Raw genomic sequence first — 26,514 nt, 5'->3', positions numbered from 1 at the left:
ATGTCCACCCCTGCCATCCCTTCGGCGGCCAGCCCCGCCTTGCCGCCCGCGCTGATCGTCATCCTTGCCGAGATCGTCGGCGCCGCCCTGCTCTGGGCGCTGCTGACGGCAGAATCGACACCCCTCGTGCTCGCCCTTTTCGCGATCATGGGCGGCGCCTTCGCCCTGATCCAGGTGCGCCCCGCCATCGAGGAGACGATCGTTTCCGCCTTCCGCTCCGCCCGTCAGGTCGCCACCGTGCTCGGCATCGCGATCGTGCTCATCTATCCGTTCTTCCTCGGCGCCAATACCTATGCGCTGCATCTGGTCATCGTGGCATTGCTTTACTCGGTCTTGGCGCTGGCGCTGAATTTCCAGCTCGGCTCCGCCAACATCCCGAATTTCGCGACCGGCGCCACCTACGGCATCGGCGCCTATACGTCCGCTCTGCTTGCCATCAATTTCGGCCTGTCGCTCTGGGCGACGCTGCCGGCTGCCGCCCTCGTCGCCACGGCCTTCGGCTTCCTGCTCGGCATCCCGTCGATGCGGGCGCGTGACAGCTACCTCGCGCTCGTCACCATCGCCTTCGGCATCGTCATCCACCAGATGCTGAACAATCTGAGCTGGACCGGCGGTCCGAACGGCCTCGTCGGCATTCCCGCGCCCAGCCTCCTCGGGCATTCCTTCATGCAGCCGATCGTCGTTCTCGGCTTCCGCCTGCCCTCGCAGGCGAACTTCTACTACCTTGCCGTCTCGCTGCTCGGCCTTGCCATCCTCTCGGCCAAACGCCTGCACGAAAGCCGCATCGGCCTTGCCTGGAACGCCATCCGCGCCGACGAGCTCGCGGCGCGCTGCCAGGGCATAAACGTCGCCTGGTACAAGATCCTCGCCTTCGCCGTGGATGCCTTCCTCGCCGCCTTCGCCGGCACGATCTACGCCTTCTACGTCTCCTATATCTCGCCGGACAATTTCACCTTCCTCGTGTCGGTGACGATCATGACGATGGTCATCGTCGGCGGCATGGACAACACGTTCGGGGTGATCGTCGGCGCCTTCCTGCTGACCCTCCTGCCGGAAAAGCTGCGCATCTTCTCCGACTACCGCCTGCTTTTCGTCTCGGTCGTCGTGATCCTCTTCCTGGTGCTGAGGCCCAAGGGCCTCTTCCCGCAGCGCCCGCGCCACTATGGAGCCCATTCATGACAGAGCCGCTGCTTTCGCTGCGTGGCCTCGGCATCCGTTTCGGCGGCCTGGTCGCCGTCGACGACGTGAATTTGGACCTGCCGCCCTCGCATATCACCTGCGTCATCGGGCCGAACGGCGCGGGAAAATCCACGCTCTTCAACCTGATCACCGGCATCTACAAGCCGTCCGCGGGCACCGTCGCGCTTGATGGCGAAGACATTACCGGCCTTCCCGCCCATCAGGTGGCGGCCAAGGGCATCGCCCGCACCTTCCAGTCCTCGCGGCTCTTCGAGGACCTGCCGATCCTCGACAACGTGATGATCGGCATGCACGCGCGCACCAGGACCGGTGTCCTGACCGCGCTTCTCACCCCCGGCCGCGCCCGCCGCGAGCTTGCCGGCTGCGCCGAAGAAGCCGGCCGCATCCTCAAGAGCTTGTCGGAGGCGCTTTTCGCCCGCCGCTATGAGCCGGCCGGCATTCTGCCGCAGGCCGACCGGCGACGGCTGGAAATCGCCCGCGCGCTCGCCTCGAAGCCGAAACTCATCCTGCTCGATGAACCGTCGTCCGGCATGGACGACCGCGACACGGCTGACCTGATGGCGGATATCCGCCGCGTGATGGCGGAGAATCCCGGCCTCTCCTTCCTGATCATCGAGCACGACATGCGGCTGGTGGCCGAGCTCCCGCAGGACGTGGTCGTCATCGACTACGGCAAGAAGATCGCACACGGAAAGTTCGCCGACGTGCGGCTGCTGCCGCGCGTGCAGCAGGCCTATCTCGGGCAGAAGGCGGTGGAAGATGCTTGAACTGGCCAATGTCAGCACCTCCTACGGGCAGGTCTCCATGCTGCGCGGCGTCTCGCTTTCCGTGAAGAAAGGCGAACTCGTCTGCCTGCTCGGGCCCAACGGCGCGGGAAAATCGACGACCTTCAAGGCGCTCTCCGGCCTCCTGCCGCTCAATGGTGGCGCGGTCCGCATGGTGGGCGCGGACGTCATGCGAACCGGCACGGAGAATCTCGGCGCGCTCGGTGTCGGCTTCGTGCCGGAAGGACGAAAACTGTTTCCCTCGCTCACCGTGCGGGAGAACCTGAAGCTCGGCTACGACGCCTCCGGCTGCAAGACGCCGTTCGAGGCGCGGCTGGAGGTGATCTACGATCTCTTCCCGCGCGTGAAGGAGCGCATCGGCCAGCAGGCGCGCACCATGTCGGGCGGCGAGCAGGCCATGGTGGCGCTCGCCCGCGCGCTGATCGGCGATCCTGAACTGCTGGTCATGGACGAGCCTTCGCTCGGCCTGTCGCCGAAGCTGATCGACGAATACTTCGAGACGGTGGCGCGCATCCACGCCGAGGGACGAACGGTGCTGCTGATCGAGCAGAACGCGGAAAAGGCGCTGTCGATCGCAGACCGCGGCTATCTGCTGGTACGCGGGCAAATCGCCGTGGAAGGGTCTCGCGACCAGATGCTGGCGGACGACACGATCAAGCACATGTATTTGTAAGGCGCTGTTGCTACTGGTTGCGGATCCGGCCGTCCACGAGGTCGAGCACGGCATTGGCCGCGTCTAACACGTTCGTGCCGGGGCCGAAGACGGCGGCGACGCCGTTTTCCAGCAGGAAGTCGTAGTCCTGGCGGGGAATGACGCCACCGACGACGACCACGGTGTTTTCGGCGCCGCGCTCGCGCAGCGCGGCGATCAGTGCCGGGGCCAGCGTCTTGTGGCCGGCGGCAAGCGAAGACATGCCGACAACCTGCACCTTTTGCGCGACGGCGAGGTCGGCGGCTTCCTCCGGCGTCTGGAAAAGCGGGCCGACCAGAACGTCGAAGCCGAGGTCGCCGAAGGCGGAAGCAATGACTTTGGCGCCGCGGTCGTGGCCGTCCTGGCCGAGCTTGGCCACCATGATCTTCGGCTTTGCCGCGCGCCCGGCGATGCGGCTCGAGAGGGTCCTGTATTCCGGGTCGTCGCCATAGGCCGGGCCGTAGATGTCGCCGACGACTTCGGGCACGGCGGCGTGATCGCCGAAGGCGCGGCGCATGGCGTCGGAAATCTCGCCGACGGTAGCGCGTGCCCGCGCCGCCGCGACGGCGGCTTCGAGGAGGTTGCCTTCGCCGGTCCTGGCGACCGCTTCGAGAGCGTCGAGGGTTTCGGCTACATTCACCGCACTGCGCCGGTGGCGGATATCTTCCAGCCTCTTGATCTGCGCGGCGCGCACGGCGGCGTTGTCGATATCCAGAATATCGATCGGCTGCTCGTCCTCGAGGCGGTAGCGATTGACGCCGACGATCACCTCGTCGCCGCGGTCGACGGCGGCTTGCCGGCGGGTCGCGGCCTCCTCGATCAGGCGCTTCGGCAGGCCCTCGATGACGGCCTTCGTCATGCCGCCCATCGCCTCGACCTCCTCGATGAGCGCCCAGGCCTTTTCGGCGAGCTCATGGGTGAGGCTTTCGACGTAGTAGGAGCCCGCGAGCGGATCGACCACCTTGGTCACGCCCGTCTCGTGCTGGAGGATGAGCTGGGTATTACGAGCGATGCGGGCGGAGAACTCCGTCGGCAGCGCGATCGCCTCGTCGAAGGAATTGGTGTGCAGCGACTGCGTGCCGCCGAGGGCGGCAGACATCGCCTCGAAGGCGGTGCGCACGATGTTGTTGTAGGGGTCCTGCTCCTGCAGCGAGACGCCCGACGTCTGGCAATGCGTGCGCAGCATGCGCGAGGACGCCTTCTTCGGCTGGAACTCGCCCATGACGCGGTCCCAAAGCAGGCGCGCGGCACGCAGCTTCGCCGCCTCCATGAAGAAATTCATGCCGATGGCGAAGAAGAAGGAGAGACGGCCGGCGAAATCGTCGACATCGAGGCCCTTTGCGATGGCGGCGCGCACATATTCGCGCCCGTCGGCGATGGTAAAGGCGAGTTCCTGCACCAGCGTCGCGCCGGCCTCCTGCATGTGATAGCCGGAGATCGAGATGGAATTGAACTTCGGCATTTCCCGCGCCGTATAGTCGATGATATCGGCAACGATGCGCATCGAGGGCTCGGGCGGGTAGATGTAGGTATTGCGGACCATAAATTCCTTGAGGACGTCGTTCTGGATGGTCCCGGACAGGGCGCCGCGCGGCACGCCCTGCTCCTCGCCGGCGACGATGAAATTGGCGAGGATGGGAATGACGGCGCCGTTCATGGTCATGGAGACGGAGACCTTCTCCAGCGGAATGCTGCCGAAGAGGATCTTCATGTCTTCCACGCTGTCGATGGCCACGCCCGCCTTGCCGACATCGCCGACGACGCGCGGATGGTCGCTGTCATAGCCGCGGTGGGTGGCGAGGTCGAAGGCGACGGAAACGCCCTGCTGGCCGGCGGCGAGCGCCTTGCGGTAGAAGGCGTTCGAGGCTTCGGCCGTCGAGAAGCCGGCATATTGGCGGATCGTCCAGGGGCGGCCGGCATACATGCTGGCGCGCGGGCCGCGCACGAAGGGGGCGAAGCCGGGCAGCGAGCCGAGATGGTCCGCGCCCGCAAGGTCTTCAGCCGTATAGAGGGGCTTGACCGCGATGCCTTCGGGCGTATTCCAGGTCAGCGTCTCCGGCGTGGCACGCAGTTCCTTTTCCGCCAGCGCTTCCCAATCTTTCAGGGTCTTGTCGGCCATCATTCGAACTCCAGGATCGTTTCGTCCACGGCAAGGCTCTGCCCGGTCTTGACGGCGACGCGCTTGACGACGGCACGGCGCTCCGCCCGCATCATGTTTTCCATCTTCATCGCCTCGATGGTGGCGAGCGCCTGGCCGGCCTCCACGATATCACCTTCCGCAACGAGAAGCGCGGTGACGACCCCCGGCATGGGGCAGAGCAGCAGCTTCGAAGTGTCGGGCGGCAGCTTCTTCGGCATCAGGCGGGCGAGCGCGGCGCCGCGGGGGGAGCGTACATGCGCGGTTACATCGATGCCGCGCCAGCGCAGGCGGATCGCAGGGCCGACAAGATCCACCTTCACGCCCATGCGTCTTCCCGCGACGGTGAAGACGGCGTGGCGGAGGCCGGGCACCCAGTCGCTGGCGATGCGCAACGCCTCGCCGTCGGCAAAGCGAACGGCAACGCCGGCTGGGCCGCTTTCCAGTGTCAGTGCATGATCCTCGCCGGCAAGGCTCGCGACCCATTCCGTGCCGACGATGCGGCGGTGGTTGCCGATCGTGCCGGAGATCTGCGCGGCGCGCGCCTGCACCGCCTGCTGCACGAAGGCGGCGACGGCGGCGAGTTGCCGGGCTGCCGCGCCATCCGGTGCGACCCCGTGGAAGCCATCGGGGAACTCCTCGGCGATGAAGGCGGTGGTGAGCCGGCCGGCGCGGAAGCGTTCGCTGCCCATGACGGCGGAAAGGAACGGCAGGTTGTGGCCGATGCCCTCCACCTCGAAATCGTCGAGCGCGGTCGCCATGGCATCGATGGCGTCGAGCCGGGTCGGGGCCCAGGTGCAGAGCTTTGCGACCATCGGGTCGTAATACATCGAGATTTCGCCGCCCTCGAAGACGCCGGTGTCGTTGCGCACCACGCTGCCGTCGGCCTGCGCACCTTCGGCCGGCGGGCGATAGCGCGTGAGGCGGCCGATGGAGGGCAGGAAGTTGCGGTAGGGATCTTCGGCATAGAGCCGGCTTTCGATGGCCCAGCCGTTCAGCTTGACGTCGTTCTGGCCGAAGGACAGCTTTTCGCCGGCGGCGACGCGGATCATCTGCTCCACGAGGTCGATGCCGGTGATCAGCTCCGTCACCGGATGCTCCACCTGCAGGCGGGTGTTCATCTCGAGGAAGTAGAAGTTGCGGTTGCCGTCGACGATGAATTCCACGGTTCCGGCGGAGTGGTAGCCGACGGCCTTGGCCAGCGCCACCGCCTGTTCGCCCATGGCCTTGCGGGTCTCGGGGTCGAGGAAGGGCGAAGGGGCTTCTTCCACGACCTTCTGGTTTCGCCGCTGAATGGAGCATTCCCGCTCGCCGAGATAGAGCGTGGTGCCGTGCTGGTCGCCGAGCACCTGGATCTCGATATGGCGCGGCTGCGTCACGAATTTTTCAATGAAGATGCGATCGTCGCCAAATGAGCTCTTCGCCTCGTTCTTGGAGGCCTGGAAGCCCTCGCGTGCCTCCGCATCGCTCCAGGCAATGCGCATGCCCTTGCCCCCTCCCCCGGCGGACGCCTTGATCATGACCGGGTAGCCGATGCTGGAAGCAATGCGCACCGCCTCGTCCGCATCCTCGATCAGGCCCATATGGCCGGGCACCGTGCTGACGCCCGCTTCGGCGGCGAGTTTCTTGGAGGTAATCTTGTCGCCCATCGCCTGTATGGCGCCGACCGGCGGGCCGATGAAGGCGACGCCTTCCCTTTCCAGCGCCTCGGCGAAGGCGGCGTTTTCCGACAGAAAGCCGTAGCCGGGATGTACGGCGTCCGCGCCGGTCTTGCGGATGGCCTCGATGATCTTCTCGATGACAATGTAGGACTGGGACGACGGCGCGGGACCGATATGCACCGCCTCGTCGGCCATCGATACATGCAGCGCGCCGCGGTCGGCATCAGAGTAGACGGCGACGGTGGGAATGCCGAGCCTGCGGGCGGTCTTGATGACCCGGCAGGCGATTTCGCCGCGATTGGCGATGAGGATCTTCTTGAACATCAGGTGTCTTCCAGTCCCGGTCACTTCAATCTTTGTATTTCTTTTCATAGGGCATCAGCAGGATGGCCGATGCCGTGGCCGCGCCCCCGAACAGCGCGGCGAAGGGCACGACAAGCAGCAGCACGGGCATGATCGGATTTTCCGCCCGGGCGATGCGCGTACCGATACCGCCGATATCGAGGAGGATCACGGCGGCGACAGTCGCGGCGCCGATCAGTCCGCCGATGAGCGCATGCAGCATCATGTAGCGCAGCATGCGCCAATGGTCCTTGCGCGCCTCCTCCGGCGTCAATTCCGGCTTTTCGTGCCTCCCCATCGGACCGTCCTAAAGCGGTATCGTGTCGTGTTTCCTCCAGCGCGTCTCCACCTGCTTGCCGCGCAGCGAGGCAAAGGCGCGGGCGATGCGGCGGCGCGAGGAGTGCGGCATGATCACCTCGTCGATGAAACCGCGCTCGGCCGCCACGAAGGGGTTGGCGAAGCGCTCCTCGTACTCCTTCGTGCGCGCCGCGATCTTCTCGGCGTCGCCGAGTTCCGAGCGGTAGAGGATTTCCGTTGCGCCCTTGGCGCCCATCACGGCGATCTCGGCGGTCGGCCAGGCATAGTTGATGTCGGCGCCGATATGCTTGGAGGCCATCACGTCATAGGCGCCGCCATAGGCCTTTCGCGTGATCAGCGTCACCATCGGTACGGTCGCCTGGCTATAGGCGAAGAGCAGTTTCGCGCCGTGCTTGATGACGCCGCCATATTCCTGCGCGGTACCCGGCAGGAAACCCGGCACGTCGACCAGCGTCAGGATCGGGATGGAGAAGGCATCGCAGAAGCGCACGAAGCGGGCGGCCTTGCGCGAAGCGTCGATGTCGAGGCAGCCGGCCAGCACCATCGGCTGGTTGGCGACGACGCCCACCGTCTCGCCCTCGATGCGCACGAAGCCGGTGACGATGTTCCGCGCGAAGGCTTCCTGAATCTCGAAGAAATCGCCTTCGTCGGCGACCGCCGTGATCAGCTCCTTCATGTCGTAGGGCTTGTTGGAGCTGTCGGGAATGAGCGTGTCGAGCCGGGCTTCCAGCCGCGCCGGATCGTCGTGGAACGGGCGCTGCGGCGGCTTCTGGCGGTTGTTGAGCGGCAGGAAATCGAAAAGGGCGCGCACCTGCTCCAGCGCCTCAATGTCATTCTCATAGGCGCCGTCGGCGACGGAGGATTTCTGCGAATGGGTGCGCGCGCCACCGAGTTCCTCGGCAGTGACGATCTCGTTGGTGACGGTCTTCACCACGTCGGGGCCGGTCACGAACATGTAGGAACTGTCGCGCACCATGAAGATGAAATCCGTCATGGCCGGCGAATAGACCGCCCCGCCCGCGCAGGGGCCCATGATGACCGAAATCTGCGGCACGACGCCGGAGGCTTCGGCATTGCGCCTGAACACCTCCGCATAGCCGGCGAGCGAATCCACGCCTTCCTGAATGCGCGCGCCGCCCGAGTCGTTGAGGCCGATGACCGGCGCGCCGTTGCGCACGGCCATGTCCATGATCTTGCAGATCTTCTGGGCATGAGTTTCGGAAAGCGAGCCGCCGAGAACCGTGAAATCCTGCGAAAAGACGTAGACCTGCCGGCCGTTGATCGTGCCCCAACCGGTGACGACGCCATCGCCCGCCACCTTTTGGCTCTCCATGCCGAATTCCGTCGCCCGATGGGTGACGTACATGTCGTATTCCTCGAAGGAGCCCTCGTCGAGGAGCACGTCGAGGCGTTCGCGCGCGGTCAGCTTGCCCTTGGCATGCTGGGCATCGATACGGCGCTGGCCGCCGCCAAGCCGCGCCGCTTCCCGGCGGGCTTCAAGTTGGTCGAGAATTGCGTGCATGGTATCCGTCCGTTGCTGACCAGCCGGGGTGCTTACAGTCCCGGGGATTGATCCTGCTTAATGCCGACATCGTTGAAAATGAACGCTTGATCGCGTGGACATGCAAGCATTAAACTTTTTGCAAATTCAATTTGCAAAGTTGCAAACATGGCTACAGGCAAACTCTATATCGGTCGACGGGTGCGGGACCTGCGCCAGGCGAACCGCGCAACGCAGGCGCAGTTCGCCGAGCGCCTCGGCATCTCCGCCTCCTATCTCAACCAGATCGAGAACAACCAGCGCCCGGTTTCCGCCGGCGTGCTGCTGGCGCTCGCGGAAAAATTCCGCATCGACCTTGCCGATCTCTCCGGTGGCGAAGACGACCGGCTGGTCTCGGCCCTTTCGGAAACGCTGACGGATTCGCTTTTCGACGGCTATACGCCGAGCCTCCAGGAGTTGAAGCTCGTCACCCAGAACGCGCCGGGTTTTGCCCACGCGCTCATTGCCGCCCATCGCGCCTACCGCCATAATTCCGAACAGCTCGCCGGCATCAACGATACGCTGGGCCGTAGTCACGCCGCTATCGAGACGACGCCTTACGAGGAGGTGCGCGACTTCTTTCATTTCGTCGACAATTATGTCGGCGATCTTGACCTCCCCGCCGAGCGGTTGGCGGGAGAGATCGGTATTGGCGAGGTCGATCCCGGTCCGTTGCTGACCGGCTATCTCGAACGGCACCATGGGGTGCGGATCGTGCGTGCGGCACACAACGACGATCTCGTGCGCGCCTATGACCCCGATGCCCGCCTTCTGACGTTGAATTCATACCTGCCGGCGCCGACCCGGCTTTTCCAGATCGCGTTGCAGATCGCCCAGCTCCATGCGGGCTCCATCGTCGAGCGCGTCGCTGCCGGCGCCGGTTTTCGGACAGCGGAAGCATACGAGATCTGTCGCATCGGTCTGCACAATTACTTCGCCGGCGCGCTTCTCCTGCCCTACCGCAAGTTCATGGCGGCGGCACAGGAGGTGCGGCACGATCTCGATCTGCTCGCGGCCCGCTTCGGCGCGAGCCTCGAACAGGTCTGCCATCGCCTCTCGACCTTACAAAGACCGGGGCAGAAGGGCGTTCCCATCTTTTTCGCGCGCATCGACCGGGCGGGCAACATCACCAAACGCCACAGCGCCACGCGCCTGCAGTTCGCTCGTTTCGGCGCGGCCTGTCCGCTCTGGAACGGCCATCAGGCCTTTGAAAATCCCGGCCGGGTCGCCCGGCAGCTCGCGGAAACGCCGGATGGTGTGCGCTATCTCTGCCTGTCCATGCAGGTCTCACGCGGCGGGCGGGGCTTCCGCCAGCCGCAGCAGCACTATGCGCTGGCGCTCGGCTGCGAGGTCTCCCATGCCGAGAGTTTCGTCTATGCCGACGGTCTCGATCTCACCAATGCGGGGGCCTACGATCCGATCGGCATTTCCTGCCGGATCTGCGAGCGCACCCAATGCGCCAGCCGCGCCCTTCCCCCGCTCAAGGGCCGCCTCGTCGTGGAACACAATATCCGCCGAACGATCCCCTATCAGGTCATCCATGACCGTCTCGATCAGGCTCGTATTGCCGACGAGTAGGCCCCTCGCCCGTCTCCAAACGGCTCGCGCTTGCGAATCGCCTGGAGGGAGATTTCATCTGTGGGTATCCTCGTCGGGCAAGGCGGGGGCCGCGCGCGTGCACAACCTGTGAATCCGATGTGAACTCGCCTTCACCGAGCAGGATGCCTAAGCAATGGTTTTTAAATAGAAAAACATGCTTTAGAACTCTTCATGCGTTCGCGCTGCTAACCATGCGTTAACCAAAAAGCCCTTGCTCCATGGTGGGAATCAGGGCCTATTGCCAGTGGCGAAACTTTCTCCGTTTTTCGCAAAATACCGCCACTGGCAAAGAATGGGTTTTGAAATGGCGAAGACCGCCGCAAAAGATGCGCCTGTATTCGAGGGCCTCACCGCGTTGATGGAGCGTCATTCCGATGCCCTCTCCAGCCAGCTTCAAGCGCATCACCTCAAGGTCTTCCCGCCGACCGCCGAAAAGGGAATCCGCAAGTTCGGTCCGTCGGAAGCGTCCAGGTTGCTTGGCGTCGGCGAATCCTATCTCAGGCAGATCGTGACGGAAATGCCTGCGCTCAACGTTACCACGAGTCCCGGCGGCAGGCGCATCTTCTCCATCGAAGATATCCATGCCATTCGCAAGCACATGGACCAGGTCGGCCGCGGCAACCGCCGCTACCTGCCGCATCGCCGGGATGGCGAGCAGCTTCAGGTCATCTCGGTCATGAACTTCAAAGGCGGCTCCGGCAAAACCACCACGGCTGCGCACCTGGCGCAGTATCTGGCGATGCGCGGATACCGGGTCCTCGCCATCGACCTCGATCCGCAGGCAAGCCTTTCCGCGCTCTTCGGCAGCCAGCCGGAAACGGATGTCGGCCCGAACGAAACCCTCTATGGCGCCATCAGATACGACGACGAACAGGTGCCGATCGAGCAGGTTGTGCGCGGAACTTATATTCCGGACCTTCATCTGATCCCCGGCAATCTCGAACTGATGGAATTCGAGCACGACACGCCGCGTGCGCTGATGAAGCGCAAGGAGGGGGACACGCTGTTTTATGGCCGCATCAGCCAGGTCATCGAGGACATCGCGGACAATTATGACGTGGTCGTCATCGACTGCCCGCCGCAGCTCGGTTACCTCACACTTTCCGCGCTGACGGCCGCGACATCCATTCTGGTCACCGTCCACCCCCAGATGCTGGACGTGATGTCGATGAACCAGTTCCTCGCGATGACGTCGAACCTGCTGCGGGAAATCGAAAATGCCGGCGCCGAGTTCAAGTTCAACTGGATGCGCTACCTGATCACGCGCTTTGAGCCGAGCGACGGCCCGCAGAACCAGATGGTCGGCTATCTGCGATCGATCTTCGGCGAGAATGTGCTCAATTTCCCCATGCTGAAGACCACGGCAGTGTCCGATGCCGGCCTGACCAACCAGACCCTTTTCGAAGTCGAGCGCGGGCAATTCACGCGATCGACCTATGACCGGGCGCTGGAGGCGATGAACGCCGTAAACGACGAGATCGAATCCTTGATCAAGAAAGCCTGGGGTAGGACGACATGAGCCGCAAACACATCCTTGGCGTCTCGACGGACGTCCCCTCCCCTTCCCTTCCCGATGATCGCACGGCGAAGACCCGTTCGATGCCGCTTCTCGGTGTGGCGCGGAAGGAACGCGACCCCGCGACGAAGCTCACGGCGAATATCGGCAACGCCCTGCGAGAGCAGAACGAGCGTCTTGATCGTGCTGAAGAAATCGAGCGGCGCCTGTCGGAAGGCCAGGTCGTGATCGAATTGGACGCATCGACGATCGAACCGTCATTCGTTCAGGATCGCATGCAGGGCGAGATCGACGGTCTCCTCGCGTCGATCCGGGAACAGGGCCAGCAGGTTCCGATCCTTGTGCGGCCTCATCCGGTTCAATCCGGACGCTATCAGGTCGCCTTCGGCCATCGCCGGCTGCGGGCCCTGTCGCAACTGGGGCAGCCCGTAAAGGCGGTGGTCCGCGCGCTAACGGACGAGCAACTGGTCGTCGCGCAAGGGCAGGAGAACAACGAACGCGAAGACCTAACCTTCATCGAGAAGGCGCGCTTTGCCTATCGTCTCAACAAGCATTTTCCGCGGGAGATCGTCATCGCGGCGATGTCGATCGACAAGAGCAACCTGTCCAAGATGCTTCTGCTTGTCGATGCCCTCCCCTCGGACTTGATCGATGCCATCGGCGCGGCGCCGGGTATCGGCCGGCCGAACTGGCAGCAATTGGCCGAACTGCTCGAAAAGGCCCCTGCCCCATCGAGCGCCCTCCGTTTCGCCATGTCGGACGATGTGCAGGCATTGCCTTCCGCGGAGCGGTTCAAGGCGGTGATCGGCCATCTGAAGCCGGCTCGTGCCGCGCGTGCGCTTCCGGATGTCCTGTCGAGCCCTGAAGGAGACCGGCTTGCCCAGGTGAGCCAGAGCAAGACCAAACTGGAGATCGTGATCGACAAGAAGGCGACGCCGGACTTTGCGGCCTTCGTGCTCGAGCATGTGCCGGCGCTCTATCAAGCGTATCGCGACGGCAATCAACGCAAACAGGGAGAGTAACCAGCAAAAGAAAAGAGCCCCCACAACGTCGCCGTCGCGGAAGCCCTTTTGTCTCTGTAGCAAGAACAGAATCGCATTTCCTCGAATCCTCGTCAAGAGTCTTTGGCACCGTTTTGGTGAGTTCATTTCTTTTGCCTGCTGAAAGGTGAGGCAATGGAGACGGGAAATGTCACGACGCCCTTCGGGCGGCGGCCGATGACGCTTGCGCTGGTGCGACGCCAGACGGCGCTGGCGGATATCAGGGAAGGCAAGACTGCCGACAAGTGGAAGGTCTTTAGGGACGCTTCGGCGGCCATGGCGCTGCTCGGAATCCAGTCCAACAGCCTTGCTGTTCTCGATGCGCTGTTGAGCTTTTATCCAAGCAATGAATTGCGCCAGGACGCCCAGTTGATCGTCTTCCCGTCCAACACGCAGCTTGCGCTGCGTGCGCACGGAATGGCGGGCGCCACTTTGCGCCGGCATATAGCCATTCTCGTCGAGGCAGGCCTGATCGTACGAAAGGACAGCGCCAACGGCAAACGCTATGCACGAAAGGACGACGCCGGTCAGATCGAGAGCGCATTCGGTTTCGACTTGTCGCCGCTTCTCGCTAGGTCTGAGGAACTGGCCGCGATGGCCCAGCAGGTAATGGCCGATCGAGCCGCTTTCAGGAAGGCGAAGGAAAACCTGACGATTTGCCGCCGTGATGTGCGGAAACTCATCACAGCAGCGATGGAAGAGGGCGCGGACGGCGATTGGACCGCGGTCGAAGACATGTATATTTCTCTTGTGCGGGCCATCCCGCGGACACCGGCGCCGACCGACTTGGCAACTTCACTCGAGGGCATGCAAATGCTCCGCGAGGAAATCGTCAATAGACTGGAAACCCAAGGAAAATCTGAAAATATTAGCACCAATGATGCTCAATTCGAGCGCCACATACAGAATTCAAAACCCGACTCCACAATTGAATTTGAACCTCGCTCTGAAAGAGAGCAGGGCGCGAAGCCGAATAAAAACCAAACCCCCGGCGTTGAACGGCTAAAGGCGTTTCCGTTAGACTTGGTACTCAAGGCCTGCCCGTCGATTGGAGATTACGGTCCGGGCGGTTGTATCGGGAGCTGGCGCGATTTGATGTCCGCTTCCGTCGTGGCAAGATCCATGCTTGGCATAAGCCCTTCGGCCTATCAGGAGGCGTGCGAGGCGATGGGGCAGGAAAATGCGGCGGTTGCGGTTGCCTGTATTCTGGAGCGCGCGAACTTCATCAATTCCCCCGGAGGATATTTGCGAGACCTGACACGGCGGACGGAGCGCGGCGAATTCTCGCTCGGCCCGATGCTCATGGCCCTGTTCAAGGCCAACACGGCGGGACGCTTGAAGGTCGGATAGAATGGCCGCCACCCTGAAGGCGAGACGTGCCCGCAGCCATCTGAGATTCGGGGTGGTCACCTGACCACCGATGTAAGTTATTGAAAATATGGATGTTTTAAGGCACCTCTGCTGCAGCCGAATCGGTAGGCCTTACAGCACGTTTTCGGTGGTCAACTGACCACTGATCTAAACATCTGAAAAATAACGCTTTCTTTGAGGGCCGTGACGGAGGGCAGAGGAAGTCCGGTTATTTTTAGCGACGAGGCCGAACGGGTGGAACAGTCTTTCCATACGTTCGGCCTCGTGAAAGTGACCGTGACGGCGTCAAAAGATGTTCTCAATGGATAGCCCGAGCGCGAACGAGCCCGCATAGTGTGACTGCGGCCCCGGCTGCATCGGATGATAGCGCGCCCCCTGAATGTCGCGGAAGCACCGCTCAAGCCCGTTGCTTCGATAGAACGCCGCACCACCTGCGACCTCCATGGCAAGTTCCGTCACTTCGATTGAGTGGCGTGCGACGAGAGAACGGCCGATCATGACCTCGTTGATGGTTTCGGCAGACGGTTCGTTTCGGCCAACCACCTCCAGCATCCAGCGATGGGCGATCTGCGCAGCTCTCAGCGACGTCTCCATGCGCCCGACCAGCCCGATCACATGGTCGCTGGCGGATTTGCCACGGACCATCTCAACGGCAATGTCGCGAGCGCTCTCCGCGACACCAAGATAGACAGCGTAGATCAGCGGAAAGGCGATGGTGCCGATGATTTGAAAGACGGGGTGCCATTGCCCCGCAGTCCTGGAAAATGCAACGCTTCCATCCGGCACGAAGAGGTTTTCGATCATGACGTCGTTCGAGCCGGTTCCCCGCATGCCGAGGGTTCGCCAGGTATCCTCGATCGAAACCTCCGGCGATGCCATGGGAACGCCGAAATGAAGGACCGAGCGTGCCCCGCTCTCGTCTTCGAGGACGGCGCCGGTCATCAGGACGTTGCCTGCCGCTGCGCCTGATGTGAAACGCTTGCGTGCGGTGATCCGATATCCGCCGTCGACTTTCGTGGCTGTCCCGGATCCGCCGATCCAGTCCGATCCGCCGCTCGAGAGCAAGATGATTTGCTCCGACGCGACACGCCTCAGCAGCGGCTCAACCGCGGTCACTTTCTGGTTTCGCCAGCGCCAGGCGGGGATCGCGACCTGGTGGGTGTGCATGGAAAAGGCGAGTGCTGTGGAACCGCAGACCCGCGCGATGGATTTGAGCATCTCGCAAAGTTCCGGCACCTCCGCGCCCAGTCCGCCCAGTTCGGTGGGAACGCCCGCTCGTACGAGGCCGGTATCCTTGAGCAGCGCGTAGTTCGCGCCGACGAAGGTGTCGCTCTCGTCGATCGACCCAGCGCGTTGGGCCAGGATCGGCAGGATTGAATTGGTCAGCTCGACGATCGATGGACCGTCGCCAGGATTTTGCGTTGTTTCTGCAAGCTCGAGCATGTCAATGCCTCCTCTCTGATGAGGATGGAAACTGTGCGCGCCTTTCGCAAATCCGGCTAGTACACGAACTGTACTGCAAGCTGCGGGGGCAGGGGCGATTGGCGGAATGGCCGCTTTGTCGTATCTTGGTCGATCCAGACCTTTGGAGGTCCCTATGGGAGAGCGCGACGGCTATGGGCAGTTCTGCCCCGTCTCGATGGCGTCGGAAGTCCTATGCTCGCGTTGGACGACTCTCGTCGTCCGCGAGTTCCTGTGCGGATCGACGCGTTTCAACGAATTGCGCCGCGGTTTGCCGAAAATGTCGCCAGCTCTTCTGTCCAAGCGCCTGAAAGAACTGGAACAGTCGGGCATCATCGCGACGAGGAGCGTAAACGGCATAACCGACTACCAACTGACGTCAGCGGGCGAAGAACTGAGGCCGCTGATCATCGGCCTTGGAAACTGGGCGCAACGGTGGATGGAGTCGCGCCTCTCCCTGAAGAACCTCGACCCTTCCCTGCTCATGTGGGACATGCGGCGCAACCTCGATACGCGAAGGCTTCCGCCGCGTCGTTGTACGATACAGTTTCTGTACCCGGAGCTTTCGGCCAAGCAGAAGTGCTGGTGGATCGTTATCGAGAACGGAAAAGTCGATCTGTGCAACTTCGATCCAGGTTATGACGTCGACCTTCTTGTCGAGGCCGCGCTTCGCTCGATGACCGCAATCTGGATGGGTCTGTCGACCATACGTCAGGAAGTCGAGGCGGAGACGCTGAGGTTGGAAGGCGACAAGAGACTCGCGCGCGACATCCAGGAATGGCTCGGTCTGAGCGTCTTCGCCAAAACGCCTCGAATGACAGCCTAGATTCCCCAACTGTGGAGATCATGTCCGGTCGGGACCTGGACCAGGGCAATACTGGCAGCAGATGATCGGTGAGATTCCTTCGACATCCAGAAGATCAGGCCGGATCAACGGACGGATCGATTTGAAAAGGGATTGCGCGAGAAGCGTCACCGATTTGCAGATCGATTTTTCGGACTGCTGAGGAAGCCATGCTGGCTTCTGGCGAGTCATAGATGCCGCGGCCCCGAAAAGGGCGGATATGTCGCTTGGGGCGGAATGATAGCGGCAACTGTTCAGGTAAACCGCGACCGGCGCAATCTCAAGGATTTTGAGATAACAGGATTAGAACCCGCGTCCCCGTGGGAGCTCTGAGACCTTACGTGGCTTCATTCATAAGCGCTTGGAAGGGGAGGGGGCAGTATTTCGAAGTCGCAGCATTCTTGTCGGGCCCAGCGGTGCGCGATTTGGCCAAGCGCTTGTCGCGGTCAGTTCCTGAAGACGATGCAGGCGCTTCCGCTCTTGCGGACTTCAAGGCACACGGCCTCGGCCTCCTTTCGGGTCGGCCGGCCAATGCGGGCCGTGTATCGCAGCCTTGTCCCGAAAGCGGGGTTGCGTTCCTTTTGGATCAGCGGTTTTTCCTTGTTCAGCGGTGCAGGCAGGGAGCGGACGGTCGACAGAAAGAGTCTGACTGCCACCCGCTTCTGGAAATGTCCCGCCAGTTGCGCGCCCCAGGGTGCCCATGCGCCTTCCACTTCGAATTCCGGGGCCTTGAGGCGTCGCGTGTCGGCAAGCGCGATGCAGGCGTCTTCGAAAGACTTCTGCTCGTCTAAGCGCAGATCAACGGTTGCAGGCGGGTTATCGCGCCAGTCCTCGGCCGCATGAGCCGTGATATCAAGGACGTAGTTGCGGGTCTCTTGCGGCAGACTTCCGGTTTTCAGGAACGCCCGCAGCCCGCCTTCGCCGGCATTGTAGGCGGCGGCGGCGAGACCGATATTGCCGAAGCGATCACGTAGGTCATCGAGATATTCCGCAGATTTCTTCAGTGCTTCCAAAGCGTCGAAACTGTTCGCCAGGCCGCGCAGTCTTGCGGTGGAGGGAATGAACTGGGCTATTCCTTCAGCCCCCTTCGGGCTGACCGCATCTGGACGGAACCGGCTTTCCGTCCAGATCAGCCGGGCAAAGAAATCTGGCGGTAGATCGTTCTCGCCGGCGAAATGGGCAAGCGCCGTGCATATGTCGCGATTGAAGCTGCCCGCGCGGACGCAGAGCGTTCCGGTGCTGGTGGCCAATGAGTAAGTACAGGGCGGCGCACGCCATTCAATCTGGGCAAACGCGGCATCGGTCGATATGCCGACGATCAACCCTCCTGCAGCCAGCAAGGCAAGTCTTCTCCCGTACCATCTCCGCCGTGCGTGCCACATCTCTTCCTCATGTCATCGATGTGAAAGACGATAGGACTGTACCTCATTTTAAAGGGGGAGTTTTAATCCTCGTATCTCCACCTCAGGCCCGAGAGGGGAGGGGCGCCTACAGGCCGGCGACTTTCGTTAGGTTGACCCGGAAGCGATCACGCCGCCGCTGGTAGCGGCGGGTCATCTCGGCTGAGGCATGGCCAAGTTGCTTTTGTACATGGCGTTCATCGACCTCGGCGGAAGAGGCGAGACCGGCGCGCAGCGAATGCCGGGAAAATTTCTAGCCTCGCTTCTGCTCGGAAAGATTGCCCTGCACGCCGCCGCCAGCGCCGTCTTCTTGACGAGGCGTGCCACCCCCTGGTCGTTGAGACGCTCCAGCCCGATCGCCTTGCCCTCACCCGTGACGCGGCGAAAGAGCGGTCCCCTAGCGAGTCGCGCAAACCGAATCCAGGTTTCCAGCGCCGCAACGGGGCAGGTGAGTCGGACTATCCCCGGCCGATCTCCACCTCGCATCAGCCCGTCTTGCCGCGCAATTTCATCAGCACGCCATTGTCGAATAGCTCAATCCAACCGCGCGTCGCCCGTCTGGTCGCGACCGAGGTCGAGCCAGATGATTTCCGAGCGCCTGAGCCTGCCGGCGAAACCCACAAGCAGCATCGCGCAGTCCCGTGTGCCCCGCAGCGTCCCCATTTTGAGGGTTTCCAGCATCGCGATCAGTTCTTCCGGCAGGATAGCCTCCTTCTGCCAGGGCGGGACGGCGTGCTTGTTGCGGATTCCGACGAGCACGGTGGCGATTGCCCGGTCCTTGCGATCGTGTTTTTGCTCGCCGCGCTGGGCATCGTTCCAGCGGAGGGCGGCGCTCAATGGTCGAAAAGCTGTTCGGCTTGCCGCCACGGCGGCGTGCCAACAGCACTGCCGGATGCGCAGGCGGTGATATAGAGGCCGACGATCTGCGGATCCGGGGGGAGGGGCGAAAATTTGGAGTCGGACCAGGCGGAAACGTGCTTCCAGTTCGCTGCGTACGCCCGCCGAGTACTGGCCGACGACGCAGCCGCGACATAGCCACGGGCGCGCTCGGTGAGATATTGCAGGTGGGCAGGCCGGTCGGCGTTGGCCTCGGGAAGACAGGGAGGTCGGCCAACACCGCCACGGAAACAACAGTGAAAACCACCGTGCTGCGCGGCAGCGCAGAACGCTCCAGAGGGTGAATTTCGCTGTTTTCGTCGAGCCATCTCCTATATGAAGAGAATAATGAGCGGTAAGGCAATCTTATCCATCATTATGTAGGAGCGACATGCTGTGCGGTATATAATCAATAGTATGGCGTAAACCGCACAACCGGTGTAGGCTGACTGCCATGGATTCGCCCGTCATCGCACCCGTCGCCTCCCCGACGCCCGCCGCCACGCTGCCCGGCTGGGCCCTGCCACATGGTCGCGAGCCGGGCGATCTTTCAGCCGCCTTCGCCGCCGGCATCGCTTTGAAATCGCTGGACGATATCGTTCGTTCCGAGCCCGTTTGGGCCGGCTGCTGGCGCGCGCGCCACGCCCTCAAATGTGCCGCCGTCGCGGTCCGCCTGATGGGCCGCAGCGAGGACGAGCATGCATTGCGGGATGCGCTTTTGCTGACGACCGCCGGCGACGATCCCGGCCCGGCCGGCCGGGTGTTTTAGCCTACAAAAGGCTTTCCACCCGAAAACCCGCCTTCTCGACGAAGGCGGTGGCAGAGCTTGCCGACTTGTTGGGGCTCGTTTGGGACGATCGGCTGGCCGCGGCGGTCGACCATGCCGACGATGCACTGCAATCCGGCCGTCCAGCGCCGTTTGCGGCGGCGAATCTGGTGAGTTCTGTTCATGCCACGCGTCCGGATGCCGAACCGCTCGCCTGGATGCTGGCCGACATGCTGATCGCCGCGCTGCTGAAGTGGGATTTTGCCCTGCCGCTGCTGATGGCCGAGCGCTATGGGCCCGCCTTCAAGACGCTTGGGGGCAGGGGCCGCGTGCGCCCGGGCGAGCCTGCCTTTGCCCGGGCCGTCTGCCTCGCCCTTTTCGAGGCAACCGGTGCTGCCCTGCGCACCGCCGGCGACATCGCGCGGCGCGCCGAGACGCTGCGCGCCGCCGCGCCAAAGGTTCGCACGAAGGGCGCCGGCCTGGTCATTGCAAAACTGCTCGACGAGGATGCCGTGGCCGCGTCGGCCCCGGGTAGTCATTTGTCGCGCTGGGCGGCAACGCGGATGTTCGATCGTCTGGAAGGCTTTGGCGCCGTGCGCGAACTGTCCGGCCGCAGCGCGTTCAGGATTTATGGGTTGTGACATGAACGGATCCATCGCAGCCAAGGCACCACAGGGCAAAGGACGCACCAAGCAAGCGAACGCTGGAGATGAACATCTCTTTGATCGGGAACTGGTGGATCTGCCACCGGAGCTGCGCTGGCGCGAATGGATGCTGCGCGTCGAGGCGGTGATCTTTGCCGCGGCCGAGCCGGTCGGTCGGGAGACGCTGGCCCGTGTCCTCGGCAAGGACTGCAGCATCGACCTGCTGATCGACGACCTGCGCGCGGAATTGCGGGACCGGCCCTATGAGGTCGTCGTCGTCGCCGGCGGCTGGCAGTACCGAACGCGTTCGCGTTTCGCCGTTTCGATTAGGGCGTCGCAGGCCTCGACGCGGGGAGGGGCTCCGGCGCTGTCCGACTTCGAGGCCATGGTGCTGATGGCGATTGCGTATTTCCAGCCGATCACCCGCGGCGACCTGTCAAAAATCTTTGGCAAGGAGGTCAGCCGCGACACGATCGCCAGCCTGCGCAGCGCCGGCTTCCTCGCCTCCGGCCCGCGCAGCCCGACGCCGGGCGCGCCGTACACCTATGTCACCACGAAGCACTTTCTCGCCGCCTTCGGCTTGGAGACGCTGCGCGATCTGCCCGACATCGAGGCGCTCGAGGATGCCGGGATGCTCAGCCGGAAGGGTATGCAGGATGAAGCGCTAGATGCGGCTGAGGGCGAGGAGGAATAGATCTCTTCAGGCTCGTCGCGGCGTCGGGCAGACCGGGAGACCCATTCACGCTACCGGATGCTTGAAGTGCCGACGCAGGCTGGCAACCTATGCCATGTCTCCTTGACAAACAATGGGCCGTTTGGCGCAGTGATGCTATGAGCATCTATATCGATGAAAGCATCCACGCTAGGGCGAACTTTATTGTTCTGGCTGCTGTAGTGGCGAGCGAAGAACAAACCCAACAGGCTGAGAAAGCGTTGTCCTCCTGTGGTTTCGTCCCCTGTCAGGACGAGTTCAAAAGCAGCATGAAAATGGCCGGAAACCCCGGTGCGCAACAGCTGCGCGATCGTTTCCAAGAGATTATCGGAAAATGCCAGATCGCATTCGGTGTGTGCTCCGTTGATGAGCGGGATCACCTTATGTCACTGGCAGGGAGAATAATCGAAGCGATCACGCATCATGGATCGTATGCCGAACAGACCGTCTATCTTGATCAGGGCATGAAATCGAATTCGGTCAAGCTGCCTGACGGCTTTGCTGAAGATGGGCTGCGATTCAAAGTCCGTTATCGGTATCCAACTGGCCGATTGCTGCGCTCATTTCGTTTCATCCATCATTTTGGGAGAAATGGGTCTCTTCAAAAAAATGGTGCCAGCGAGCCGCGTTTATCCTGGTGATCCCGGCGAACTGGAGCTGGCATGGGAGCTTTGGGCCTCAATCCGATATGCACTGGCTGGGCCGGAACCAGCTGGCACGTTGGATGACTATGGGGATTACGAGCCGTTGAGGAAGCCTTTTGGCATGGTTTTTTCTGACGGCTGCGACGTGGCGGTTGCTCAGGCGGTTAGAAAGCGTCTGGGCAAGGTTTGGATAGGATGCATCCATTGACGGCAAATCTGCATGTTGAGTGTTTTGACGTAGGGGTTCAGTAGGACCGGCAAAATGGTCGCTTCAAACCATGGCTATCATCATGGCCGTCATGAGCAATCTTGCACACGCAGATCGGCATTAGACGGTTGCAAGGCTCTGGAAACATGCGGCTTCACTATGGCGGCGATTCGTCATCAGGAAGCCCCTGAAATTCGAAAGCGCAGCGCGCGCCTGTCGTGCGCCAGTGGGGATTCAGCTACGCAAGCATCTGCAGCCCGTGCTTTTGCACGAGCGAGAGGAGCTTGAGCGCTGGCCCGCTCGGGCGCTTGGCACCGGTTTCCCACTTTTGGACCGTCGATTGGCTCGTGTTCAGATAACGGGCAAAGACCGGCTGGCTGACATGGTTGTCCTCGCGGAGCGCCTTGATCTCACCAGGCGACAGTTCCTGCGGGATCACAAGGCAATCCTCATCGAAGGTCCGCATCGTTTCCTTGTCGATGGTCCCAGCCGCGAACATGCCTTCGACAGCGCTATGGATTGCCTCGAACGCATCGCTCTTGAACTTGCGTTTAGTTGCCATGATCAATCTCCAATAAGGCGCCGATCTTGAGTTCCGCTTCGAGGTCGGCTTTCGCCTTGCCTCGGTAGAGATCTGCGAGTTTCCGGAACGCCAGAAGCTCGTCGTCATCGATGTTCGCCCGATCCTTCTTGGCGAAGAGATAGGCGAACACCCAGAACTCCCCGGCCTTCGCCAAAACAATTGAACGATGCATGTTGTCGTTGAGGCGCTTCTTGAAGACGCCACCGCCGAGATCGTCGGCCTGTCCAAGGGCAACCTGAACGATTGCCTTCGACAACGCCTCGTCGGAGATGCGCGCCTTCTTTGCTGCCTTGGCAAACCACGCCGTTTTGAACACTCGTTCTGACATCGGTCTATATAGCACTAAGTGCTACATCCATCAATATTTTAATAGGAGAGCTATGGCGCCTCCCATACCTGATTCAGAATTCGGGCAGCAAGTGCGCCCTGTTTTGCGGCTTCGACATCCTCTAGTTTCGAATGTTCAATGCAGGCTCTATAAGAAGCCCTCAAGCGCGCGGCGTTACGCGCTCGCCAATGCGAGATAGGTGGCATGAAGCAGCAGTTCGACTTGTTCGGAACGGGGGAGGCGAGAGAGCCGGAAGTGAAGGCCCAATCTCCGTCCGCACACGATGTGCGAGGCCTCGCAGACGAAATCGAGATGGTCCGCCGGCTCGAAGAAACCGGCCGCTATCGCGTTCTGCGGAAACTGGAGGCCCGCGCCATCGCGGATGCGCCGCGGCCCGGCTTTCCGTTACAGGGCGTCGTCGTCGATACGGAGACCACCGGCCTCAACGCCCGCAAGGACGAAATCATCGAGATTGGTATCGTCGCGTTCAGTTTCGACGAGGCCGGAAACATCGGCGATGTCACCGGTGTCTATGGCGGACTGCAGCAGCCAAGTGCCGCCATTCCCGCCGACATCACGCGGCTGGGCGGCCTCGATCTCGGCGGCGTGCGCGGCTTCGATGCGCTGGCGCGGAAGATCGGCGACCATGCGAAGGCCAATCCGCAGGCTGCGGTGCTGCGCGCCACGGGTGCCGACCACGAGATATTGCCTGGCGGCGAGCGGATCACGCGGCATCATCTCGACCGCATCGTCGCCGACCGTCCCTTCGCCATGACCGCGGCGGAAGGCCATACGATGTGGGTCAACACGCGGGCCCTGGAGGCCGCCGGCCTGCTGCATGGCAGGGACCTTCCGCCCGGCAACGAAATCCTCATGGGCGCGGACGGGCTTGCCGGCGGCGAGCTGCGGGAATGGGGCGCCTTCGAGCCCGTGCTGGAACTGAGCGGTGAGCTGCGCCTGTCGCTCGGTCTCATCACCGGCGGCGAGCCGGCGCGTCCCCCGACGGAGGCCGAGCGCACGGCCGACAGGGAGATGACGAAACGGGGCCTTGCCTATTGCGCGAGCCAGGGCATCACCTCGCTGCACAACATGGACGGCAATCTCTATCAGCTCGAACTGCTGGCGGAGATCGAAGCCGAAGGCGCGCTCTCCGTGCGGGCCCAGATTCCCTTCCACTACAAGAATTTCATGACGCCCGATGTGCTGGAGAAGGCCTCCGTCATGGCCGAGCGCTACCGGTCCGAATGGTTGTCCTCGGGCATGGTGAAGGCCTTCATGGACGGCGTTCTGGATAGCTGGACCGCCTACATGCACGAACCCTATGCCGATCGCACCGATTGGCATGGCGAACCGCTGTTCACGCAGGAGCATTTCAACGCCTTCGCCGCCGAGGCCGACCGGCGCGGCCTGCAGATAGCGGTGCATGCCTGCGGTGACGGATCCGTGCGCTCCATCCTCGATGGCTACGAGCATGCGCGCCGAATGAACGGCCCGCGGGACAGCCGCCATCGCATCGAACATGTCGAAGTCATCCGCCCCGCCGATATCAGGCGGCTCGTCGACCTCGGCGTCATTGCCGCCATGCAGCCGCAGCATCCGCCGGGGGCGATGAACCTGCCGCTGGAACCGACGCTGTCACGCGTCGGCCGGGCACGCTGGCCCTATGCCTGGGCCTCGCGCACCCTGCGTGAAGCTGGCGCCCACATCCCGTTCGCCTCTGACTGGCCCGTCTCGCCGATCTCGCCCCTCCTCGGCATCCAGGCCGCCATCCGCCGCAAACCCTTCGCACCGGGCTATCCCGACCAGAGCTGCACGCTGATGGAGGCACTCGCAGCCTATACGGTCGAGGGCGCCTATGCCCAATTCATGGAACACCGCAAGGGCCGCCTGAAATGCGGTTATCTCGCCGATATCGTCGTGCTTTCCAAAGATATCGGGGCGATGCAGGCGGATGTTCTGCAGGAAGCGGAGCCTGCGATCACGGTTTGTGGCGGCAAAGTCAGCTATCGCAGAGGCGCTTAGTCGGCCATTGGATCCGCGATTAGCATCTCGAGTCCTTGCGCATTCTGCAACAGCGGGGCCGCCAGTTCGCATCCCACTAAGAACTTCCAAAGAAACCTCGACTATGCAGTCCACGCTGATCGCTAAACTCGACGTGCGACAACCGCATTAAGCGAAACCCGTCCCGGTCCGCGCACCGCGATGACAGCAGGCAGGCGGCGCAGGTGTCGTGGGTCGGCCAGGCGGTGGGATGGACGAAGATCTCGATCACCGGCGTTGTTGCTAGAAGCGCAACGCGGACAATCGGCTGGCAAGGCGGCACCAGCAGGATCGGGAAAAGTGCTCGGCGAAGGCCGCGAGATGGGCGGCAAGTCAGGGATCGACGAGCGGTGTCGACGCGTGCCAGCGCTTATGACGAGGTCTTTACCACGTAATCGAGTTTTTCTTCCGCCAGGTCCGTGTCAAAGTGCTGCGATATGGAGGAAACCAATGACCATTACCCCAGTGAAATTCACGGTAAGGCATTCTGTTCTGGTCGAGGGACACAAAGTCGATGACGGGATCTACGTCGGACAGAAGATTTCGGACACTGAGATTGAGCGACTGCACCGCCGGGAACATTCCTTTTTTCTGCATATAGTCGAGCAGGTTCCTGAGAGGACGTCAAAGTTCGCAGAACGGTTCGACCTCGACGTTACCGCCCTTGTGTCCACTGGGGCGATCACAGTGAGTTAGGTGCGTGGCTCGTCGATAACGCGCCGTCATCGAAGATTGAGGTATGGGGGTGGCCTTCATAGACTCACAGCGCCATCTCGCCATATTTTCGCCGGCTCTCCCGAGATTGATCTTGAAACCGAAAACCCGTGGAAATACATCTTCGGTCGGTGCTCGATCCCGACACCACCCTTGTTGATCACCAACGTTTTCAGTGAGGTAGAGATGAACTCTAAGGTATTTGATAGACCCGTATATCTGAGGGAGCGCAGGGAGCTGATCCGAGAGATAACGTGCCTGGAAGACGCCATCGATTTTCTGGAAGAATGGCCTGAGAGAGATCGTGACATCGTTCACGACGCAGCATTGAAGACCTGCTACATGGCCTTCGACGGCCGTAAACCCGTAAAGATTGGACGCAATGCCATTCGCTCTTTTGGAGAGAAGAAGGGCATTCTGGTGAAAACACCCAGCGTCATGCCGTGGATGATCCGGTCGCGCTCCGGCGGCGGACGCCTGTCCGCGTAAGAGTTATTGCAGAAGGGAGAGGCTGCCGATGCAGCCTCTCTTGCTAACAGCCCCGTCATGCCGCTGCCGTATGCCGCGAGCGCTGTAAGTTAGCCGGCGCATCGGTCGCGAAGACGGCTTATGATGTCTAGCTTGTTAATCTCCAGCTCATTGTCGGTGCGGTTCAAGTCTTGCTTGGTTCGCGCATTTGGCGACTTTCTCGTTGAGAACATGGGCCGCTGTCATACCGCGCTTCTCACACAAAATTCATCGAACTAACATGGAGCCATCCGCATACAATTTGCATTCCTGGTCCCGATTTGGCAGGGAAATACGAAAATGCTGTCTGCGACTTGGGATCGCGCTCCCGCCGTTCTTCTTCTGGGTATGCGCCGTGCAATTGAGATTAGAGACATCCGAAACGGCATGTTTGTCCTGGCGGAAAGATGGCCGGGGTGATTGGCAAGCTTGCATGTGGGCGGGCTATATAGTCACATTGTGCTTACCCTTGTTGTTCGTGAAGCCTTGCTAATCCCATAGTCTCAGAGGTTGAAATCAAGGCGCGACTGAGACGAGCAAATTTTCGTCTCTGGACAGTGATTGGCACGCGATCGTTCTACGTTCGT

The 26,514-nt window shown here is 62.0% G+C and carries 20 protein-coding genes and 2 pseudogenes; 13 read left to right on the top strand and 9 right to left on the bottom strand.

Going from position 1 to position 26,514, the window contains the following annotated elements; genetic code table 11:
- The 3 genes from Q9316_RS25275 to Q9316_RS25265 are packed head-to-tail and all read left to right on the top strand — an operon-like array spanning window position 1 to window position 2,658.
- The gene (locus tag Q9316_RS25275) at window positions 1-1,179 is read left to right on the top strand and encodes a branched-chain amino acid ABC transporter permease (protein ID WP_306036021.1); all 1,179 of its coding nucleotides are present in this window, start codon (window positions 1-3) and stop codon (window positions 1,177-1,179) included.
- Window positions 1,176-1,967: an ABC transporter ATP-binding protein gene (locus Q9316_RS25270; RefSeq protein WP_306036020.1), complete on the top strand. Its 792-nt coding sequence runs from the start codon at window positions 1,176-1,178 to the stop codon at window positions 1,965-1,967. The genes Q9316_RS25275 and Q9316_RS25270 overlap by 4 nt, the downstream gene beginning before the upstream one ends.
- The gene (locus tag Q9316_RS25265) at window positions 1,960-2,658 is read left to right on the top strand and encodes an ABC transporter ATP-binding protein (protein WP_306036019.1); all 699 of its coding nucleotides are present in this window, start codon (window positions 1,960-1,962) and stop codon (window positions 2,656-2,658) included. Before Q9316_RS25270 ends, Q9316_RS25265 begins: the two co-directional genes overlap by 8 nt.
- A gap of 10 nt (window positions 2,659-2,668) precedes the next feature.
- Here the strand turns inward: Q9316_RS25265 and scpA are convergent, their stop codons facing one another.
- The 4 genes from scpA to Q9316_RS25245 are packed head-to-tail and all read right to left on the bottom strand — an operon-like array spanning window position 2,669 to window position 8,656.
- Complete coding sequence (scpA, locus tag Q9316_RS25260) at window positions 2,669-4,795, bottom strand: methylmalonyl-CoA mutase (RefSeq protein ID WP_306036373.1); 2,127 nt, start codon at window positions 4,793-4,795, stop codon at window positions 2,669-2,671.
- The gene (locus Q9316_RS25255) at window positions 4,795-6,798 is read right to left on the bottom strand and encodes an acetyl-CoA carboxylase biotin carboxylase subunit (RefSeq protein ID WP_306036018.1); all 2,004 of its coding nucleotides are present in this window, start codon (window positions 6,796-6,798) and stop codon (window positions 4,795-4,797) included. Before Q9316_RS25255 ends, scpA begins: the two co-directional genes overlap by 1 nt.
- 25 nt (window positions 6,799-6,823) lie before the next feature.
- Complete coding sequence (locus tag Q9316_RS25250) at window positions 6,824-7,114, bottom strand: hypothetical protein (protein ID WP_306036017.1); 291 nt, start codon at window positions 7,112-7,114, stop codon at window positions 6,824-6,826.
- Window positions 7,115-7,123: 9 nt separating this feature from the next.
- Window positions 7,124-8,656: an acyl-CoA carboxylase subunit beta gene (locus tag Q9316_RS25245; RefSeq protein WP_306036016.1), complete on the bottom strand. Its 1,533-nt coding sequence runs from the start codon at window positions 8,654-8,656 to the stop codon at window positions 7,124-7,126.
- A gap of 147 nt (window positions 8,657-8,803) precedes the next feature.
- Between Q9316_RS25245 and Q9316_RS25240 the strand changes: the two genes are divergently transcribed.
- From Q9316_RS25240 to repC, 4 genes are all read left to right on the top strand, one after another.
- Window positions 8,804-10,252, top strand: coding sequence for a helix-turn-helix domain-containing protein (locus Q9316_RS25240; protein ID WP_306036015.1), 1,449 nt, complete (start codon window positions 8,804-8,806; stop codon window positions 10,250-10,252).
- 325 nt (window positions 10,253-10,577) lie between these two features.
- Window positions 10,578-11,792 carry a plasmid partitioning protein RepA gene (repA, locus tag Q9316_RS25235; RefSeq protein ID WP_306036014.1) on the top strand — a complete coding sequence of 405 codons (1,215 nt, stop codon included), beginning with the start codon at window positions 10,578-10,580 and terminating at the stop codon, window positions 11,790-11,792.
- Window positions 11,789-12,811, top strand: a complete 1,023-nt coding sequence (repB, locus tag Q9316_RS25230) for a plasmid partitioning protein RepB (protein ID WP_306036013.1) — start codon at window positions 11,789-11,791, stop codon at window positions 12,809-12,811. Before repA ends, repB begins: the two co-directional genes overlap by 4 nt.
- 153 nt (window positions 12,812-12,964) lie before the next feature.
- On the top strand, window positions 12,965-14,179 hold the full coding sequence (gene repC / locus Q9316_RS25225; RefSeq protein WP_306036012.1) for a plasmid replication protein RepC: 1,215 nt from the start codon (window positions 12,965-12,967) through the stop codon (window positions 14,177-14,179).
- 306 nt (window positions 14,180-14,485) lie between these two features.
- Here repC and Q9316_RS25220 read toward each other — a convergent pair whose 3' ends face one another.
- Window positions 14,486-15,643: an acyl-CoA dehydrogenase family protein gene (locus Q9316_RS25220; protein ID WP_306036011.1), complete on the bottom strand. Its 1,158-nt coding sequence runs from the start codon at window positions 15,641-15,643 to the stop codon at window positions 14,486-14,488.
- Between the two features lie 154 nt (window positions 15,644-15,797).
- On the opposite strand from Q9316_RS25220, the gene Q9316_RS25215 reads away from it, so the two are divergent.
- On the top strand, window positions 15,798-16,487 hold the full coding sequence (locus Q9316_RS25215) for a winged helix-turn-helix transcriptional regulator (RefSeq protein WP_306036010.1): 690 nt from the start codon (window positions 15,798-15,800) through the stop codon (window positions 16,485-16,487).
- Window positions 16,488-16,951: 464 nt separating this feature from the next.
- On the opposite strand, the gene Q9316_RS25210 is transcribed toward Q9316_RS25215, so the two are convergent.
- Both Q9316_RS25210 and Q9316_RS25205 read right to left on the bottom strand, forming a co-directional pair.
- Window positions 16,952-17,887 (bottom strand): lytic transglycosylase domain-containing protein, encoded by a 936-nt coding sequence (locus tag Q9316_RS25210; RefSeq protein WP_371878066.1) that lies wholly within the window; start codon window positions 17,885-17,887, stop codon window positions 16,952-16,954.
- Window positions 17,888-17,993: 106 nt separating this feature from the next.
- A pseudogene (locus tag Q9316_RS25205) lies at window positions 17,994-18,993 on the bottom strand (tyrosine-type recombinase/integrase); the annotation flags it as partial.
- A 242-nt stretch (window positions 18,994-19,235) separates the two neighbouring features.
- On the opposite strand from Q9316_RS25205, the pseudogene Q9316_RS25200 reads away from it, so the two are divergent.
- The 3 genes and pseudogenes from Q9316_RS25200 (at window position 19,236) to Q9316_RS25190 (ending at window position 21,544) form a co-directional block, all read left to right on the top strand.
- Window positions 19,236-20,188: pseudogene (locus tag Q9316_RS25200) on the top strand (DUF1403 family protein).
- 1 nt (window position 20,189) lies between these two features.
- Entirely contained in the window at window positions 20,190-20,885 is a 696-nt protein-coding gene (gene scpB / locus Q9316_RS25195; RefSeq protein ID WP_306036009.1) for an SMC-Scp complex subunit ScpB, read from the top strand.
- A 137-nt stretch (window positions 20,886-21,022) separates the two neighbouring features.
- On the top strand, window positions 21,023-21,544 hold the full coding sequence (locus tag Q9316_RS25190; protein WP_306036008.1) for a hypothetical protein: 522 nt from the start codon (window positions 21,023-21,025) through the stop codon (window positions 21,542-21,544).
- 449 nt (window positions 21,545-21,993) lie between these two features.
- On the opposite strand, the gene Q9316_RS25185 is transcribed toward Q9316_RS25190, so the two are convergent.
- Window positions 21,994-22,317, bottom strand: coding sequence for a helix-turn-helix domain-containing protein (locus Q9316_RS25185; RefSeq protein WP_306036007.1), 324 nt, complete (start codon window positions 22,315-22,317; stop codon window positions 21,994-21,996).
- Window positions 22,307-22,666, bottom strand: coding sequence for a type II toxin-antitoxin system RelE/ParE family toxin (locus Q9316_RS25180; protein WP_306036006.1), 360 nt, complete (start codon window positions 22,664-22,666; stop codon window positions 22,307-22,309). Before Q9316_RS25180 ends, Q9316_RS25185 begins: the two co-directional genes overlap by 11 nt.
- Before the next feature lie 312 nt (window positions 22,667-22,978).
- Between Q9316_RS25180 and Q9316_RS25175 the strand changes: the two genes are divergently transcribed.
- Together Q9316_RS25175 and Q9316_RS25170 are read left to right on the top strand one after the other, a co-directional pair.
- Window positions 22,979-24,688, top strand: coding sequence for an amidohydrolase family protein (locus tag Q9316_RS25175; RefSeq protein WP_306036005.1), 1,710 nt, complete (start codon window positions 22,979-22,981; stop codon window positions 24,686-24,688).
- 918 nt (window positions 24,689-25,606) lie between these two features.
- Window positions 25,607-25,909 carry a DUF982 domain-containing protein gene (locus Q9316_RS25170; protein ID WP_306036004.1) on the top strand — a complete coding sequence of 101 codons (303 nt, stop codon included), beginning with the start codon at window positions 25,607-25,609 and terminating at the stop codon, window positions 25,907-25,909.
- The last annotated feature ends 605 nt before the right edge of the window (window positions 25,910-26,514 follow it).

Origin of the sequence: Shinella zoogloeoides (assembly GCF_030733845.1) — a bacterium.
In the GTDB taxonomy this organism is placed as follows: domain Bacteria; phylum Pseudomonadota; class Alphaproteobacteria; order Rhizobiales; family Rhizobiaceae; genus Shinella; species Shinella zoogloeoides_C.
The sequence above is the reverse complement of the archived record's forward strand: the minus strand, read 5'-3'. Positions and strand labels throughout refer to the sequence as shown.

What these genes read in the sequence shown, in the direction of transcription:
- Q9316_RS25265 (WP_306036019.1), top strand. Translation starts at nt 1,960, where the DNA reads ATGCTTGAACTGGCCAATGTCAGCACCTCCTACGGGCAGGTCTCCATG.
- Q9316_RS25270 (WP_306036020.1), top strand. Translation starts at nt 1,176, where the DNA reads ATGACAGAGCCGCTGCTTTCGCTGCGTGGCCTCGGCATCCGTTTCGGC.
- Q9316_RS25240 (WP_306036015.1), top strand. Translation starts at nt 8,804, where the DNA reads ATGGCTACAGGCAAACTCTATATCGGTCGACGGGTGCGGGACCTGCGC.
- Q9316_RS25170 (WP_306036004.1), top strand. Translation starts at nt 25,607, where the DNA reads ATGAACTCTAAGGTATTTGATAGACCCGTATATCTGAGGGAGCGCAGG.
- Q9316_RS25275 (WP_306036021.1), top strand. Translation starts at nt 1, where the DNA reads ATGTCCACCCCTGCCATCCCTTCGGCGGCCAGCCCCGCCTTGCCGCCC.
- Q9316_RS25245 (WP_306036016.1), bottom strand. Translation starts at nt 8,656, where the DNA reads ATGCACGCAATTCTCGACCAACTTGAAGCCCGCCGGGAAGCGGCGCGG.
- Q9316_RS25185 (WP_306036007.1), bottom strand. Translation starts at nt 22,317, where the DNA reads ATGGCAACTAAACGCAAGTTCAAGAGCGATGCGTTCGAGGCAATCCAT.
- Q9316_RS25215 (WP_306036010.1), top strand. Translation starts at nt 15,798, where the DNA reads ATGGGAGAGCGCGACGGCTATGGGCAGTTCTGCCCCGTCTCGATGGCG.
- Q9316_RS25175 (WP_306036005.1), top strand. Translation starts at nt 22,979, where the DNA reads ATGGTCCGCCGGCTCGAAGAAACCGGCCGCTATCGCGTTCTGCGGAAA.
- Q9316_RS25250 (WP_306036017.1), bottom strand. Translation starts at nt 7,114, where the DNA reads ATGGGGAGGCACGAAAAGCCGGAATTGACGCCGGAGGAGGCGCGCAAG.
- scpA (WP_306036373.1), bottom strand. Translation starts at nt 4,795, where the DNA reads ATGGCCGACAAGACCCTGAAAGATTGGGAAGCGCTGGCGGAAAAGGAA.
- repA (WP_306036014.1), top strand. Translation starts at nt 10,578, where the DNA reads ATGGCGAAGACCGCCGCAAAAGATGCGCCTGTATTCGAGGGCCTCACC.
- repB (WP_306036013.1), top strand. Translation starts at nt 11,789, where the DNA reads ATGAGCCGCAAACACATCCTTGGCGTCTCGACGGACGTCCCCTCCCCT.
- scpB (WP_306036009.1), top strand. Translation starts at nt 20,190, where the DNA reads ATGAACGGATCCATCGCAGCCAAGGCACCACAGGGCAAAGGACGCACC.
- Q9316_RS25180 (WP_306036006.1), bottom strand. Translation starts at nt 22,666, where the DNA reads ATGTCAGAACGAGTGTTCAAAACGGCGTGGTTTGCCAAGGCAGCAAAG.
- Q9316_RS25255 (WP_306036018.1), bottom strand. Translation starts at nt 6,798, where the DNA reads ATGTTCAAGAAGATCCTCATCGCCAATCGCGGCGAAATCGCCTGCCGG.
- Q9316_RS25220 (WP_306036011.1), bottom strand. Translation starts at nt 15,643, where the DNA reads ATGCTCGAGCTTGCAGAAACAACGCAAAATCCTGGCGACGGTCCATCG.
- repC (WP_306036012.1), top strand. Translation starts at nt 12,965, where the DNA reads ATGGAGACGGGAAATGTCACGACGCCCTTCGGGCGGCGGCCGATGACG.
- Q9316_RS25210 (WP_371878066.1), bottom strand. Translation starts at nt 17,887, where the DNA reads ATGTGGCACGCACGGCGGAGATGGTACGGGAGAAGACTTGCCTTGCTG.
- Q9316_RS25190 (WP_306036008.1), top strand. Translation starts at nt 21,023, where the DNA reads ATGAGCATCTATATCGATGAAAGCATCCACGCTAGGGCGAACTTTATT.